This is a genomic window from Streptomyces sp. NTD91 (assembly GCF_059510455.1).
Genome location: NZ_JCAJZW010000009.1, coordinates 91723 through 106853, shown reverse-complemented (window position 1 = coordinate 106853; position 15131 = coordinate 91723). Strand labels below are relative to the sequence as shown.

Sequence of the window (15131 nt, the reverse complement as noted above, 5' to 3'; positions counted from 1 at the left end):
GGGTCCTACTTCTCCTCGGCCGCGAAAGAGGTGTGCGCGGAGCGCTCGTCGGAAGGGTGGTGGTGGGAGACGGGTGGGCGGGCGTGGGTGACGGCGGGCTCGTTTCCGCCGAGCAGCAGGTAGAGGACGGCCATCCGGATGGAGACGCCGTTGGCGACCTGCTCGACGGCGGTGCAGCGGTCGGAGTCGGCGACCTCGGCGGTGATCTCCATGCCGCGCACCATCGGGCCGGGGTGCATCACGATGGCGTGCTCGGGCAGCCTGGCCATGCGGTCGCCGTCGAGGCCGTAGCGGCGGGAGTACTCGCGCTCGGTCGGGAAGAAGGCGGCGTTCATCCGCTCTCGCTGGACGCGCAGCATCATCACCGCGTCGCACTTGGGCAGCGTGCTGTCGAGGTCGTACGACACCTCGCACGGCCAGCTCTCGACGCCGACCGGCACCAGGGTCGGCGGGGCGACGAGGGTGACCTCGGCGCCGAGGGTGTGCAGCAGGTCCACGTTGGAGCGGGCGACCCGGCTGTGCAGGACGTCGCCCACGATGGTGATCCGCCGGCCGGACAGGTCCTGGCCGAGCCCGGCGTCCCGGCCGATCAGCCGGCGGCGCATGGTGAACGCGTCCAGCAGGGCCTGGGTGGGGTGCTGGTGGGTGCCGTCGCCGGCGTTGATGACCGCGGCGTCGATCCAGCCGGAGTTCGCGAGGCGGTACGGGGCGCCGGAGGCGCCGTGCCGGATGACCACGGCGTCGACGCCCATGGCCTCCAGGGTCTGGGCGGTGTCCTTCAGGGACTCGCCCTTGGAGACGCTGGAGCCCTTGGCGGAGAAGTTGATGACGTCGGCGGAGAGGCGCTTCTCGGCGGCTTCGAAGGAGATACGCGTGCGCGTGGAGTCCTCGAAGAAGAGGTTGACGATGGTGCGGCCGCGCAGGGTCGGCAGTTTCTTGATCGGCCGGTCGGCGACCCGGGCCATCTCCTCGGCGGTGTCGAGGATCAGGACGGCGTCGTCGCGGGTGAGGTCGGCGGCCGAGATGAGATGACGCTGCATCTGTCAGGCTCCGTAAGGCAGTTCATTCGGGAGAATCAGGGCGATCCGCTGCGTACGCGGGCACGCCGGAGCGGCCGGGCGCACGCCGGAGCGCTACTGGTCGGTGTGCTTCACGCCGAGCAGCACGGTGTCGCGACCGTCCTCCTCGGCGAGCTGGACCTTGACCGTCTCCCGCAGCGACGTGGGGAGGTTCTTGCCGACGTAGTCGGCGCGGATGGGCAGTTCGCGGTGGCCGCGGTCGACCAGGACCGCGAGCTGGACCGCACGGGGGCGCCCGATGTCGTTCAGGGCGTCGAGGGCGGCGCGGATGGTGCGGCCGGAGAACAGCACGTCGTCGACGAGGACGACCAGCTTGCCGTCGATGCCGTCACCGGGAATCTCGGTGCGGGCCAGCGCACGCGGCGGGTGCATGCGCAGGTCGTCGCGGTACATGGTGATGTCGAGCGAGCCGACCGGGACCTTGCGGTCGGTGATCTGCTCCAGCTTGGCGGCGAGCCGCTGGGCGAGGAAGACACCCCGGGTGGGGATGCCGAGGAGCACCACGTCGTCGGCGCCCTTGGCGCGTTCGACGATCTCGTGCGCGATGCGGGTCAGTACCCGCGCGATGTCGGGGGCCTCGAGAACGGGCCGCGCATCGGACGCATGCGGAGTGGCGTGCGAGTCCTGCTTGTCCATACGAAAAGGACCTCCTTCTCCGCCTCACGGGACGGACCTTAAAGGACGCCTGATTTGCGCCATCCACTGTAGCAGGTCCTGGAGAGGGCCCCGGTCACCCCCCTGGCCCAATCGGCTGTCGCTACCACGGAAGAGTCGGGGTGGACCATTCGGCTTGACGCAGAAGAATCACGCTGCGTAACCTCACAGTGAGTTACCAGCCGCGCGGCGGGAAGCCAGTCCGGCCGCGTCGACACAGTGTCCGGGGAGCTATATGTCCAGCGAATACGCCAAACAGCTCGGGGCCAAGCTCCGGGCCATCCGCACCCAGCAGGGCCTTTCCCTCCACGGTGTCGAGGAGAAGTCCCAGGGTCGCTGGAAGGCCGTGGTGGTCGGGTCCTACGAGCGTGGCGACCGTGCGGTGACCGTCCAGCGGCTCGCCGAGCTGGCCGATTTCTATGGCGTTCCGGTGCAGGAGCTGCTGCCGGGCACCACGCCGGGCGGCGCCGCCGAGCCGCCGCCGAAGCTGGTCCTGGACCTGGAGCGGCTGGCCACCGTGCCGGCCGAGAAGGCGGGGCCCCTGCAGCGGTACGCAGCGACGATCCAGTCCCAGCGCGGCGACTACAACGGCAAGGTGCTCTCCATCCGCCAGGACGACCTGCGCACCCTCGCCGTCATCTACGACCAGTCCCCCTCGGTCCTCACCGAGCAGCTGATCAGCTGGGGTGTCCTGGACGCGGACGCCCGCCGCGCGGTGGCCGCGCACGAGGAGAGCTGAGCCGCTCGACGTCCGAGCAGAAACGTGCCGCCGGGGTGGCCGGAACCGTGCGGTTCCGGCCACCCCGGCGGCGTTCTCACGGTCGAGGGAAGAACGCCGGAGGGCCCGCAGCACGAGCATGCTGCGGGCCCTCCGGCGAGGTCGTACCGGGCTCTTACGTCTGGTCCCGGCGCAGGGACGGCTTGAGTTCCTTCAAGCGGCCCAGCAAGCCGTTGACGAACGACGGCGACTCGTCGGTGGAGAACTCCTTCGCCAGCTGCACCATCTCGTCCAGCACGACGGCGTCCGGGGTCTCGTCCACCCAGATCAGCTCGTACGCGCCGAGCCGCAGGATGTTGCGGTCCACGACCGGCATCCGGTCCAGCGTCCAGCCGACCGCGTACTGGGCGATCAGCTCGTCGATGCGCTTCGCGTGCTCGGCGTAGCCCTCGACGAGCTGCATCGTGTACTCGCTGACCGGTGGCTGCCGGGCGTCGGACCGGGACAGCCGGATCCAGTCCGCGAGGACCGTCAGGACGTCGGCGCCGCGCTGGTCGCCCTCGAAGAGGATCTGGAAGGCGCGCTTGCGGGCCGTGTTGCGGGCAGCCACGGTTAGCTGTTCACCCGGCCGAGGTAGTCGCTGGTGCGGGTGTCGACCTTGATCTTCTCGCCGGTGGTGATGAAGAGCGGGACCTGGATCTGGTGACCCGTCTCCAGGGTGGCGGGCTTGGTGCCACCGGTGGAGCGGTCGCCCTGGACTCCCGGCTCGGTCTCGGCGATGGTCAGCTCGACCGCGGCGGGCAGCTCGACGAAGAGCACCTCGCCCTCGTGCTGCGCGACGGTGGCCGTGAAGCCCTCGATCAGGAAGTTCGCGGCGTCGCCGACGGCCTTCCTGTCGATGTGCAGCTGGTCGTAGGTCTCCATGTCCATGAAGACGAAGTACTCGCCGTCCATGTACGAGAACTGCATGTCGCGCTTGTCGACAGTGGCCGTCTCGACCTTGACACCGGCGTTGAAGGTCTTGTCGACCACCTTGCCGGACAGCACGTTCTTGAGCTTGGTGCGCACGAAGGCCGGGCCCTTGCCGGGCTTGACGTGCTGGAACTCGACGACGGACCAGAGCTGGCCGCCTTCGAGCTTGAGCACCATGCCGTTCTTGAGGTCGTTCGTGGAAGCCACGGTTGCGGAATCTCCTGGACTGACGTACGACCCCGGGTCACGCGCTACAGCGCGAGCAGCTCCTTGGTCGTGATGGTGAGTAGCTCGGGTCCGCCGTCCGCCTCGGGGCGTACGACGAGCGTGTCATCGATCCGGACACCGCCCCGGCCCGGGAGGTGGACCCCCGGTTCGACGGTGACCGGCACGCAAGCGTCCAGTTTACCCATGGCCGCGGGGGCCAACTGCGGGTCCTCGTCGATTTCGAGTCCGACCCCGTGTCCGGTCAGCGGCGGCAGGGCCTCCGCATAGCCGGCGGAGTCCAGCACCTGGCGTGCCGCACGGTCCACGTCGCGGTAGGCGGCGCCGGGCGCCAGGCACTCGCGTCCGGCGCGCTGGGCGGAGAAGACGAGGTCGTACAACTCGACCTGCCAGTCCGCGGGCGAGGTGCCGATCACGAAGGTACGGCCGATCTCGCAGCGGTAGCCGCGGTAGGTCGCACCCAGGCAGACGGAGAGGAAGTCGCCCTCCTCCACCCGCCGGTCGGTGGGGCGGTGCCCGCGGCGGCCGGAGTTGGGCCCGGTGGCGACGGAGGTGGGGAAGGCCGGGCCGTCGGCGCCGTGGTCGACCAGGCGGCGCTCCAGCTCCAGCGCGAGGTGCCGTTCGGTACGGCCGACCAGGATCGACTCCAGCAGCTCGCCGAGGGCCTGGTCGGCGATCTCGGCACCGATGCGCAGGCAGGAGATCTCCTCCTCGTCCTTGACCACCCTGAGCTGCTCCACGGCTCCGCCGAGGTCGGTGAGGCGGAGCGCCGGGGCCGCCGAGGCGAGGGCTCTGTGGCGGGCCACGGTCAGGTGGTGTTCCTCCACGGCGAGGGAGTCGGCGTCCTGGCTCGCGGCATGGCCGGCCGCCTCGATGGCGGGGTCGCCGTCGTTCGCCGGGAGGACGTGCAGGCGCAGATGCTCGTCGGGCCGGCCTTCGTACGGCCGGTCCTCGGGCGGCCCGGTGCACACCAGCAGGTCATCACGCTTGCCCACCAGCAGGACGGCGCCCTGCGGGGCCGCGCCCGCGAGGTAGCGCACGTTGGCGGGGCGGGTGACGAGTGCTGCCGCGGTGCCGGCCGCGGTGAAGTGGTCTCTCAGCCGGGATCGGCGGGTCGCGTACACCTCTGACATGAGACGAGCGTAGGAGTTTTGTGGCGATTATGCCGATTTGTGGGGGCCGAGTGAGGTTGCGGGGCAGGTGGGGGGTGGTCTCCGTGGACACGCCGGGCGTGGCGCGTGGGGCCCGGCGCCCACGCGCCGGAGCCGCACCGAGGTCCCGCACCCCTCGCGGCGGTGCGGCTCTCCCCGCCTACCAGCTCGGTGGGCTCGCTATCGCCCTGGCCAGGACCTCGTCCAGGACTCTCGCCGTGCCCGGGATGTCGAGCTGGGAGTTGTCGATGATCGGCAGGCCGGAGCCGTACCAGCCGGCCATGCGGCCGTGGATGCGGGCGACCTCCTCGTCGGTGAGACGGCGGTTGCCGGTGCGTTCGGCGTTGCGCTCCAGGACGATGTCCAGGCCGGGGAGGAGCACGACGGGCAGCAGGCCGGGGCCCACATGGCGTTTCCATCCGCCGAGGCCGACGACCGGGCGGTCGGGGAAGACGGCGTCGTCCAGGATGCAGGAGATCCCGTTGGCGAGGAAGTTGCGCGCCGCGAAGCCACAGGTGCGGCGGGCCAGGCGGTACTGGGCCTCGGAGTTGTCGTTCCAGCCGGACTGGGGGTCGGCGAAGCCGGAGCGGACCCATTCCCGGACGTCGTCCAGGCTGATGTGGGCGGTGGGCACGCGGCGGTGGTCGGCCCAGTACTTGGCGACGCTGGTCTTGCCCGCGCCGGCCGGGCCTATCAGCAGCACGGCCAGGGTGGTGGTCGTCGCATCGGGGGCCGCGGCGGGAGCCGGGGGCGCCGCGGGCACCCCGACCGGGACGCCGGGCGGCAGCGGGACGTGACCGGTGGCGTCGGGGGCCGGGGGAGCGGCGGGTTGCGTGGGCGGGGGCGGCGGCGACTGCGGAGGTGTGGGCGGGACGGCGCCGGCCGGAGTCGGAAATCCCGGCGGCGGGGGCACGGGGGCGGGTCCCTGGGGGACTGGCGGGTGCGGTCCCGGGTGGTGTGCGGCCGGGGCCCAGCGGGCGTGCGGCCCCTGCCCCGGCTGGTGGGGCGGCGGCAGCGGAGACCCCACTGCGTGCTGCATCCGTGGCCACTCCGTCTCGTCGTCTTTCGGCTCGTTCGTGCTGGCAGCGGGGTCGCCCCCGCTGCCAGCACGAACGGTACCGTCCCCTGCCGTCCTTTGGTGAAACGGCCGGGGGCGGCCCGAAGTGCCCGTTCCGCCAAGGAAATCGGCGCCGGAAATGGGACGGACGCGGCAGCCGAGGACCTACTGGCCCACTTCTCCGTACGCGGCGAGCAGCACGGCCGGGTCCGGCCCCTCCAGCACCGTCGGCTTGGCCAGGCCGTCGAGGACGATGAAGCGCAGCAGGTCGCCGCGGGACTTCTTGTCGATCTTCATCGCCTCCAGCAACTTGGGCCACTGGTCGTAGCGGTAGTGCAGCGGCAGGCCGACCGCCTCCAGGACGGTGCGGTGGCGGTCCGCCGTGGCGTCGTCCAACCGGCCCGCCAGACGACCGAGTTCGGCGGCGAAGTGCATGCCGACCGCGACGGCCGCGCCGTGCCGCCACTTGTAACGCTCGTTCTTCTCGATGGCGTGCCCGAGCGTGTGGCCGTAGTTGAGGATCTCGCGCAGGCCCGACTCCTTCAGGTCCGAGGAGACGACCTCGGCCTTCACCCGGATGGAGCGCTCGATCAGTTCGGCCGTGTGCGGGCCCGCAGGGGTCCGTGCGGCCTCGGGGTCGGACTCGATCAGGTCGAGGATCACCGGGTCGGCGATGAAACCGGCCTTGATGACCTCGGCGAGCCCGGAGACGTAGTCGTTGACCGGGAGGGAGTCCAGCGCGGCGAGGTCGCACAGGACGCCGGCCGGCGGGTGGAAGGCGCCGACGAGGTTCTTCCCCTCGACAGTGTTGATCCCGGTCTTGCCGCCGACCGCCGCGTCCACCATGGCGAGCACGGTGGTGGGAACGGCGATCCAGCGCACCCCGCGCAGCCAGGTCGCCGCGACGAACCCGGCGAGGTCCGTCGTCGCGCCGCCGCCCACGCCGACGACGACGTCGGAGCGGGTGAAACCCGACTGGCCGAGCGCCTTCCAGCAGTAGGCGGCGACCTCGACGGTCTTGGCCTCCTCTGCGTTCGGCACCTGGATGGCGATCGCCTCGAAGCCCTGCTCGGCCAGGTCCGCCCGGAGCGCGTCACCGGTCTCGGCCAGCGCCTCCGGGTGGATCACCGCGACCCGCTTGGCCTTCTGGCCGATCAACCCGGCCAGCTCGCCGAGGAGTTGGCGTCCGACCAGCACCTCGTAGGGGTCGGTGCCCGCCGTGCCGGCAACCTGGATGCGGGTGACTGCCTCGCTCATGCTTCCTTCAACTCCAGTGCGTCCAGCGCTGCTTGGGTGACCTCTTCGGGGGTGCGGCCGTCCGTCGGTACGACGGCGGTGGCGACCTCCTCGTACAGGTGTCGCCGGGCCTCCATCAGCTCGCGCCACTGCTTGCGCGGATTGACCGCGAGCAACGGCCGGGCAACGTTGAGGCCGGTGCGCCGGACGGCCTCCTCCACGTCCATGGAGAGGTAGACCACCCGGTGCCCGGCGAGCAGGGCGCGTGTGTCGTCGTCGAGGATCGCGCCGCCGCCGAGGGCGAGGACCCCCTCGTGCTCGGCCAGCGCGGTGTGCACGGCCCGCTTCTCGATGGCGCGGAAGACGGGCTCGCCCTCGTCGACGAAGATCTCGGCGATCGTGCGGCCCTCGGCGGTGACGATGTCCTCGTCGGTGTCCCGGTAGCCGAGCCCGAGGCGCTCGGCGAGCAGCCGGCCGACGGTGGACTTGCCCACGCCCATCGGACCGACCAGTACGACGGCGGGCACAGCGCTCACCGGATCCGCAGGTTGTCGAGGTACGACCGCACGTTGCGGCGGGTCTCGGCCACGGAGTCGCCGCCGAACTTCTCGGCGACCGCGTCCGCGAGCACCAGCGCGACCATCGCCTCGGCCACGATGCCGGCGGCCGGCACGGCGGAGACGTCGGAGCGCTGGTGGTGGGCCTGGGCCTCCTCGCCGGTGGTGACGTCCACGGTCCGCAGGGCGCGCGGCACGGTCGCGATCGGCTTCATGGCGGCTCGCACCCGCAGCAGCTCGCCGGTGCTCAGACCGCCCTCGGTGCCGCCGGCACGGCCGGAGACGCGCCTGATGCCCTCGGGGGTGTTCACGATCTCGTCGTGCGCCTTGGAGCCCGGCACCCGGGCCAGCTCGAAGCCGTCGCCGATCTCGACGCCCTTGATCGCCTGGATGCCCATGAGGGCACCGGCGAGCCGGGCGTCCAGCTTGCGGTCCCAGTGCACGTGCGAGCCGAGGCCGACCGGAACGCCGTACGCCAGCACCTCGACCACGCCGCCGAGGGTGTCGCCGTCCTTGTGGGCCTGGTCGACCTCCGCGACCATCGCCTTCGAGGCGTCCGCGTCCAGGCAGCGCAGCGGGTCGGCGTCCAGCTTCTCGACGTCGGCCGGGGTGGGGTACAGGCCCCGCGGAGCCTTCACCGAGCACAGTTCGACGACGTGCGAGACGATCTCGATGCCCGTGGTCTCCTTCAGGTAGGAGCGGGCGACGGCGCCGAGGGCCACGCGGGCCGCGGTCTCGCGGGCGGAGGCCCGCTCGAGGACGGGGCGGGCCTCGTCGAAGCCGTACTTCTGCATGCCGGCGAGGTCGGCGTGGCCGGGACGCGGGCGGGTCAGGGGCGCGTTGCGGGCGAGCCCCGCGAGGATCTCCGGGTCCACCGGGTCGGCCGCCATGACCTGCTCCCACTTGGGCCACTCGGTGTTGCCGACCATGATCGCGACCGGGGAGCCCAGGGTGAGACCGTGCCGGACGCCGCCCAGGAAGGTGACCTCGTCCCGTTCGAACTTCATCCGCGCACCGCGGCCGTAGCCGAGCCGCCGCCGCGCCAGGTGGTCCGCCACCATCTCCGTGGTGATCGGCACGCCGGCGGGCAGCCCCTCCAGCGTCGCGACAAGTGCCGGACCGTGGGACTCCCCCGCGGTCAGCCAACGCAGCCTGCTCAACGGTGCTCCTCAGTGTTCGCGCCCGGTACTGCCCGGCGTACGCGCGTCCTCGCGTACGGCGACGGCGCGACCGGGTGCGCGACCCCGGCCCGCCACCTTCCGATCCTCCCACGCCCGGGGCCGGAAACCGGCCACAGGTCCACAAGGCGGACGCGGGGGCGGCGATCAGCGTGCGGCGAGCGCCTTCTCCCCGGCGCGGCGCATGGCTTCCAGGGGTGCCGGACAGCGGCCGGTCATCCGCTCGACCTGCAGCACGGCCTGGTGAACCAGCAGGTCCAGACCGCTGACCACGGCCCCGCCGAACATGGACCAGCGGGCCGCCAGCTCGGTGGGCCAGGGCTCGTAGAGCACGTCGAAGAGGGTGGTGGGGCGCTCGGGTACGGCGGCGGCGAGGGCGTCGGTCGTACCGGCGGGCGTGGTGGCGATCACCAGCGGGGCGCGCAGCGCCTGCCCGGCGTCCGCCCAGTCCGCCGTACGGACGTCGACGTCGAGCCGTTCGCCCCACCGGCGCATCTCGGCGGCGCGGGCCTCGCTGCGGACGTAGGCGACGACCTCGCCGGTGCAGATCCGGGAGAGGGCGGCGAGCGCGGAGGAGGCGGTGGCGCCTGCGCCGAGGATCGCGGCGGAGTCGACCTGCTCGATGCCGTGCTCGCGCAGCGCGGCCACCATGCCGGGGATGTCGGTGTTGTCGCCGAGGCGGCGGCCGTCCCCGGTGAGGACCACGGTGTTGACCGCATCGACGGAGGCGGCCGTCTCGCTGACCTCGTCCAGCAGCGGGATCACCGCCCGCTTCAGCGGCATGGTCAGCGACAGGCCCGCCCACTCGGGGCCCAGCTTCTCCAGGAAACCGGGCAGCCCGGCCTCGTCCACCTCGAAGCGGTCGTACGACCAGCCGGTGAGCCCCAGTTCGTCGTACGCGGCCCGGTGCAGCACCGGGGAGAGGGAGTGAGCGATGGGCTTGCCCAGGACGGCGGCCCGGCGGGCGTCAGTTGCCCGAGCTGGCATCGAACTTTTCCTTGAGTTGCTTGAATTCGGCGTAGGTCTTGGCGAATTCGGTGTTCTTCACTCCGTCGGTCGCCACGAAATAGATCCAGCCGTCGTGCGTCGGATTCAGTGCCGCCTGCAGTGCGTCATCGCCGGGGTTGCCGATCGGACCGGGCGGAAGTCCCTTGTGGGTGTACGTGTTGTACGGGCTCTGGTCGCTCTGGATCGCCTTCTCGGAGATGTGGATGTCGCTGGTGCCCTTGGCGTAGTTGTAGGTCGAGTCGAACTGCAGGTACTGGTTCGTCTCGGTGTTGGTGGGTTTGAGGCGGTTGTAGACCACCTCGGCCATCTTGCGGAAGTCGTCGTTCGTCTTCCCCTCGGCCTGCACCAGGCTGGCGACGGTGACCAGCTGGAACGCGTTGTCCAGGCCCAGGGCCCGGGCCTTGGAGGTGAGGCCGTCGGCGTCGTACTTGGACGTGGCCTCCCCGACCATCTGCTTGAGGATGTTGTCCGGCTTCATGCCCTTGGCCGCCGCGTAGGTGCCTGGGAAGAGGAAGCCCTCCAGCGGGTCCATTATGGCGCCGGCGTACCGGGTGTTCTGCGCCCAGGACGGCAGGCCGAGACTCTTGTATTCCTTTTCGGCGAGCTTCTTCGTGGTGCCGTCGGCGAGTCCGAGTTTCTGGTCGATCGCCTCGTAGACGCGCGCGTTGCGCTCGCCCGGTGTCACGAGGACGAAGCTGTGGCTCTTCGGGTCCAGCATCAGTCGCACCGCGCTGGCGGCGGACATCTCCTTGTTCAGGACATAGGCGCCGGCCTGGATCGCGCCGGCACCTGGAGCCTCGCTCTGCGCGTGCACGAAGGCCTCGGCGCTCTTGACGACCCCGGCGTCCTTCAGCCGGCGGCCGATGTCCCAGCCTCCCGCGCCCTTCGGGATCTCGACCGTCACCTTCTGGGCGATGCCGTCGCCCTGGTAGTCGGGAGCCGGGGCGAAACGGTTCTGGTAGAACCTGTAGCCGAAATAGCCGACGGTGCCGACGCCTCCGCCGAGGACCAGGACGACGACCAGACAGGCACAGCCGTTGCGGCGTTTCCGACCCTTCTTGCCTGGTTTGTCCCCCTTGCCGCGCCGCTCGCGGCGGCTCTGGAGCTCGTGTTCCTCGTCGTCCTCGTCGTCGTCGCCTCCCGCGAAGAAGGCGTGGTCCTCCTCCTCGGGCGCGGCCTCTGGCTCCGGTCCCGGCTCCGGCGCCCTGCGGCCGGGCGGCTGCGGCGGCGGGTAGGAGTCCTCGGCGCCGTAGTAGTCGGCCTGGTGGCCGTCGTGGCCCATGCGCCGCCGGCCGTACGGGTCGCCGGGGTCGGCGCCGTACGGCATCTGGCCATGGCCGCCGGACGCGTCCCAGCCGCCCTGCTGCGGGTACGGCTGCTGGGCCTGACCGGGATACTGCTGATAGCCCTGTCCGTCGAAGTACGGGTACTGCTCGTGCCCGTAGCCGGGCTGGGGCTGCTGGTTCCAGTCGCCGTACTGCGGGTGCTGCGGCTGCTGCGGGTAGTGCTGCTGCGGCTGGCCGCCGTAGGCAGGCTGATGGCCACTGTGGGCCTCCTGCCCTTCCCATCCGCCGTCCCCGTACAACGGGTCCTGCGGATGCCAGGGTTGGGGGCCTGGGCCCCGGCCATACTCTGTCATCGATCCCCTAGAGCCGCGAGGCCGACCGGTCACGTGGCCGGCCGGCCCGCTTCCGTTCCGCCTCTTGCTGTGTGCCCGCTGTTCGAACACCGGCACATCGCGCGGAACGTTACCGTATCGCGATCAGGTGACCACTTCGACGCCCTCGCCGGGTGCTTTACCTGACACGCGTTCGGATTCGAGGGCTTGCTGGAGGATGACGACCGCCGCTGCCTGGTCGATGACCGAGCGGCCCTTCTTCGATTTCACGCCCGAGGCACGCAGTCCCTGACTGGCGGTGACCGTCGTCATCCGCTCGTCGACCAGGCGCACCGGCACCGGCTCGACGCCCTTGGCCAGTTCCTGGGCGAAGGCGCGGACCTTGACGGCGGCCGGACCCTCGCCGCCCTTGAGGGAGCGAGGAAGTCCGACGACGACCTCGATCGGCTCGTACTCCTCCACCAGCTGCCGCAGGCGGCGGTGGGCGGCGGGGATGTCCCGGCCCGGAACCGTCTCCACCGGGGTGGCGAGGATCCCGTCGGGGTCGCACGAGGCGACCCCGATCCGGGCGTCCCCGACGTCGATCGCGAGCCGACGCCCTCTGCGCATGTCCGACCGTTTCCTTACGTGCCCGTTTACTTGGCGGTGTCGGCGACCAGGCGCTCGACGGCATCCACGGCCTCGCCGACGGCGGCCGGGTTCTGACCGCCGCCCTGGGCCACGTCCGGCTTGCCGCCACCGCCGCCGCCGAGGGTCTTGGCGGCGGCGCGGACCAGGTCACCGGCCTTGAGACCGCGCTCGCGGGCGGCCTCGTTGGTGGCGATGACGGTCAGCGGCTTGCCGTTGTTGACCGTGAAGAGAGCGACCACGGCGGCGCGTCCGCCCTGGATCCGGCCGCGCACGTCGAGGACCAGCTTGCGCAGGTCGTCCGGCGTGGTCCCGTCCGGCACCTGGCCGGTGACGACGGCCACACCGCGCACGTCCTTGGCGGACTCGGCGAGACCGGCGGCGGCCTGGAGCACCTTCTCGGCACGGAACTTCTCGATCTCCTTCTCGGCGTCCTTCAGCTTGCCGAGCATCGAGGAGACCTTCTCCGGCAGCTCCTCCGGGCGGCCCTTGAGCAGCTCGGTCAGCTGGTTGACCACCGTGTGCTCGCGGGCGAGGAAACTGTAGGCGTCCACACCGACCAGGGCCTCGATACGGCGCACACCCGAGCCGATGGAGGACTCGCCGAGCAGCTTCACGAGGCCCAGCTGTGCGGTGTTGTGCACATGGGTGCCACCGCACAGCTCCTTGGAGAAGTCGCCGATGGTGACCACGCGGACCCGCTCGCCGTACTTCTCGCCGAACTCGGCGATGGCGCCCTGCTTCTTGGCGTCGTCGATGCCCATGATCTCGGCATGCACGTCGAGGTCGCGGGCCAGCACCTCGTTGATCTTCTGCTCGACATCGGTCATCACGGCCGTCGGAACGGCGGACGGGGAGCCGAAGTCGAAACGGAAGCGCCCGGGCTGGTTCTCGGAACCGGCCTGGGCGGCCGTCGGTCCGAGAGCGTCACGCAGAGCCTGGTGGGTCAGGTGGGTGGCCGAGTGGGCGCGGGCGATGGCCTTGCGGCGGCGGGTGTCGATGGAGGCGTGGGCCTTGGCGCCGACGGTCACCTCACCGACCTGGACGACGCCCTTGTGGACGTACACGCCCGGGACCGGCTTCTGACAGTCCCGGACCTCGATCACGGCACCGGAGTCCACCTTGATCCGGCCGGTGTCGCCGATCTGGCCACCGCCCTCGGCGTAGAACGGCGTGCGGTCGAGGACGACCTCGACCTCGTCGCCCTCGGTGGCGGCCGGCGAGGAGACGCCGTCGACCAGCAGGCCGACGATGGTGGACTCGCCCTCGGTGTCGGTGTAGCCGATGAAGTCTGTCGCGCCGGCGCTGTCGGCGATCTCCCGGTAGGCACCCATGTCGGCGTGGCCGGTCTTCTTGGCCTGGGCGTCGGCCTTGGCACGCTCCCGCTGCTCCTTCATCAGGCGGCGGAAGCCCTCCTCGTCCACGGACAGGCCCTGCTCGGCGGCCATCTCGAGGGTGAGGTCGATCGGGAAGCCCCAGGTGTCGTGGAGCAGGAAGGCCTTGTCGCCCGACAGCACCGTGCCACCCGACTGCTTGGTCTCGGTGACGGCGGTGTCGAGGATGTTGGTGCCGGCCTTCAGCGTCTTGAGGAAGGCGTTCTCCTCGGCGAGGGCGACCTTCTCGATGCGCTCGCGGTCGGTGATCAGCTCGGGGTACTGCCGGCCCATCATGCCGATCACGGTGTCGATGAGGTCCTTGACGACCGGGCCGGTGGCACCGAGCAGGCGCATGTTGCGGATGGCGCGGCGCATGATGCGGCGCAGGACGTAGCCGCGGCCCTCGTTGCCGGGGGTGACGCCGTCGCCGATCAGCATGCTGGCGGTGCGCATGTGGTCGGTGACCACGCGCAGCGACACGTCCGAGGCGTGGGCGTCGCCGTAGCGGACGCCGGTCAGCTCGGTGGCCTTGTCGATGACGGCCATGGAGGTGTCGATCTCGTACATGTTCTGCACGCCCTGCAGAATCATGGCGAGCCGCTCCAGGCCGAGACCGGTGTCGATGTTCTTGCTCGGCAGGTCCCCGAGGATCTCGAAGTTGTCCTTGCCGGTGCCCTCGCCGCGCTCGTACTGCATGAAGACGAGGTTCCAGATCTCCACGTACCGCTCGTCGTTGACGGCGGGGCCGCCCTCGACGCCGAACTCGGGGCCGCGGTCGTAGTTGATCTCGGAGCAGGGGCCGCACGGGCCGGGCACGCCCATGGACCAGAAGTTGTCCTTCATCCCCAGGCGCTGGATGCGCTCCATGGGCACGCCGACGACCTCGTGCCAGATGCGCTCGGCCTCGTCGTCGTCCTTGTAGACGGTGATCCACAGCCGGTCGGGCTCCAGGCCGTAACCGCCCTTGTCCTGGGGGGTGGTGAGCAGCTCCCAGGCGAGCTTGATGGCGCCCTCCTTGAAGTAGTCGCCGAAGGAGAAGTTGCCGCACATCTGGAAGAACGTGCCGTGCCGCGTGGTCTTGCCGACCTCTTCGATGTCGGGTGTACGCACGCACTTCTGCACGCTGGTGGCGCGCGGGAACGGCGGCTTGACCTCACCGAGGAAGTAGGGCTTGAAGGGCACCATGCCGGCGGGGACGAGGAGCAGAGTCGGGTCGTCCGCGATGAGCGACGCCGAAGGGACGACGGTGTGCCCGCGCTCCTCGAAGAAGCTCAGCCAGCGGCGGCGAATCTCGGCCGACTCCATCAGTGGTCCTCATTCCGGTTGTACGAGTGCATCGGGGCTTCGATGTACTTCGGTGTGCTGCGGTTGTCGCTGTCGTTCTCGATGGCGGTGCAGTGACGGGGCGAGGGCAGCTCGGGGTTCGCGTGGATCCCCAGGGCCTCCTCCAGCTCGGCCTCCCGCTGGACCATGTTGTCGCGGACCTCGAGCGCGAAGCCCACCGCGCGGTCCTTGAGTCGCTGACCGGTCTCCAGTGCCCTGTTCGCCGCGGTCGCGGCGAGGCTCTCCGGAGTCAGCTGCCTGAGCTTGCGGTTGACCTTGGTGGTGGCCCACACACCGGCGGCGACACCGGTGCCGAACCAGAACGTACGGCGGAACATCGCTCGGTCTCAGT

General features: G+C 70.7%; 15 protein-coding genes. 1 reads left to right on the top strand and 14 read right to left on the bottom strand.

The window, feature by feature from the left end; all coding sequences use genetic code 11:
* Positions 1-5: 5 nt before the first annotated feature.
* Together AC5WRT_RS13215 and pyrR are read right to left on the bottom strand one after the other, a co-directional pair.
* A complete protein-coding gene (locus AC5WRT_RS13215; protein ID WP_496093346.1) occupies positions 6-1040 on the bottom strand; it encodes an aspartate carbamoyltransferase catalytic subunit in 1035 nt (344 codons plus the stop codon).
* 93 nt (positions 1041-1133) lie between these two features.
* On the bottom strand, positions 1134-1715 hold the full coding sequence (pyrR, locus tag AC5WRT_RS13210) for a bifunctional pyr operon transcriptional regulator/uracil phosphoribosyltransferase PyrR (protein WP_496093347.1): 582 nt from the start codon (positions 1713-1715) through the stop codon (positions 1134-1136).
* Positions 1716-1968: 253 nt separating this feature from the next.
* On the opposite strand from pyrR, the gene bldD reads away from it, so the two are divergent.
* Entirely contained in the window at positions 1969-2472 is a 504-nt protein-coding gene (gene bldD, locus AC5WRT_RS13205; RefSeq protein WP_043498969.1) for a transcriptional regulator BldD, read from the top strand.
* A gap of 154 nt (positions 2473-2626) precedes the next feature.
* Here bldD and nusB read toward each other — a convergent pair whose 3' ends face one another.
* The 12 genes from nusB to AC5WRT_RS13145 form a co-directional block, all read right to left on the bottom strand.
* A complete protein-coding gene (gene nusB, locus AC5WRT_RS13200) occupies positions 2627-3061 on the bottom strand; it encodes a transcription antitermination factor NusB (protein ID WP_496093348.1) in 435 nt (144 codons plus the stop codon).
* A gap of 2 nt (positions 3062-3063) precedes the next feature.
* Positions 3064-3630, bottom strand: coding sequence for an elongation factor P (gene efp / locus AC5WRT_RS13195; protein WP_208901946.1), 567 nt, complete (start codon positions 3628-3630; stop codon positions 3064-3066).
* Between the two features lie 44 nt (positions 3631-3674).
* Positions 3675-4781, bottom strand: coding sequence for an aminopeptidase P family protein (locus AC5WRT_RS13190; RefSeq protein ID WP_496093349.1), 1107 nt, complete (start codon positions 4779-4781; stop codon positions 3675-3677).
* 178 nt (positions 4782-4959) lie between these two features.
* Positions 4960-5838: a Pro-rich N-terminal domain-containing protein gene (locus tag AC5WRT_RS13185; RefSeq protein ID WP_496093350.1), complete on the bottom strand. Its 879-nt coding sequence runs from the start codon at positions 5836-5838 to the stop codon at positions 4960-4962.
* 183 nt (positions 5839-6021) lie between these two features.
* On the bottom strand, positions 6022-7113 hold the full coding sequence (aroB, locus tag AC5WRT_RS13180) for a 3-dehydroquinate synthase (RefSeq protein ID WP_496093351.1): 1092 nt from the start codon (positions 7111-7113) through the stop codon (positions 6022-6024).
* On the bottom strand, positions 7110-7592 hold the full coding sequence (locus tag AC5WRT_RS13175) for a shikimate kinase (RefSeq protein ID WP_496093442.1): 483 nt from the start codon (positions 7590-7592) through the stop codon (positions 7110-7112). The genes aroB and AC5WRT_RS13175 overlap by 4 nt, the downstream gene beginning before the upstream one ends.
* A 32-nt stretch (positions 7593-7624) precedes the next feature.
* Positions 7625-8809, bottom strand: a complete 1185-nt coding sequence (aroC, locus tag AC5WRT_RS13170) for a chorismate synthase (protein WP_496093352.1) — start codon at positions 8807-8809, stop codon at positions 7625-7627.
* Between the two features lie 165 nt (positions 8810-8974).
* Positions 8975-9814 carry a shikimate dehydrogenase gene (locus tag AC5WRT_RS13165; protein ID WP_496093353.1) on the bottom strand — a complete coding sequence of 280 codons (840 nt, stop codon included), beginning with the start codon at positions 9812-9814 and terminating at the stop codon, positions 8975-8977.
* A complete protein-coding gene (gene mltG, locus AC5WRT_RS13160; protein ID WP_496093354.1) occupies positions 9795-11474 on the bottom strand; it encodes an endolytic transglycosylase MltG in 1680 nt (559 codons plus the stop codon). The genes AC5WRT_RS13165 and mltG overlap by 20 nt, the downstream gene beginning before the upstream one ends.
* Positions 11475-11597: 123 nt before the next feature.
* On the bottom strand, positions 11598-12062 hold the full coding sequence (gene ruvX, locus AC5WRT_RS13155) for a Holliday junction resolvase RuvX (RefSeq protein WP_496093355.1): 465 nt from the start codon (positions 12060-12062) through the stop codon (positions 11598-11600).
* 26 nt (positions 12063-12088) lie between these two features.
* Positions 12089-14761 carry an alanine--tRNA ligase gene (gene alaS, locus AC5WRT_RS13150; protein WP_496093356.1) on the bottom strand — a complete coding sequence of 891 codons (2673 nt, stop codon included), beginning with the start codon at positions 14759-14761 and terminating at the stop codon, positions 12089-12091.
* Positions 14761-15117, bottom strand: coding sequence for a hypothetical protein (locus tag AC5WRT_RS13145; protein WP_496093357.1), 357 nt, complete (start codon positions 15115-15117; stop codon positions 14761-14763). Before AC5WRT_RS13145 ends, alaS begins: the two co-directional genes overlap by 1 nt.
* Positions 15118-15131: the final 14 nt, after the last annotated feature.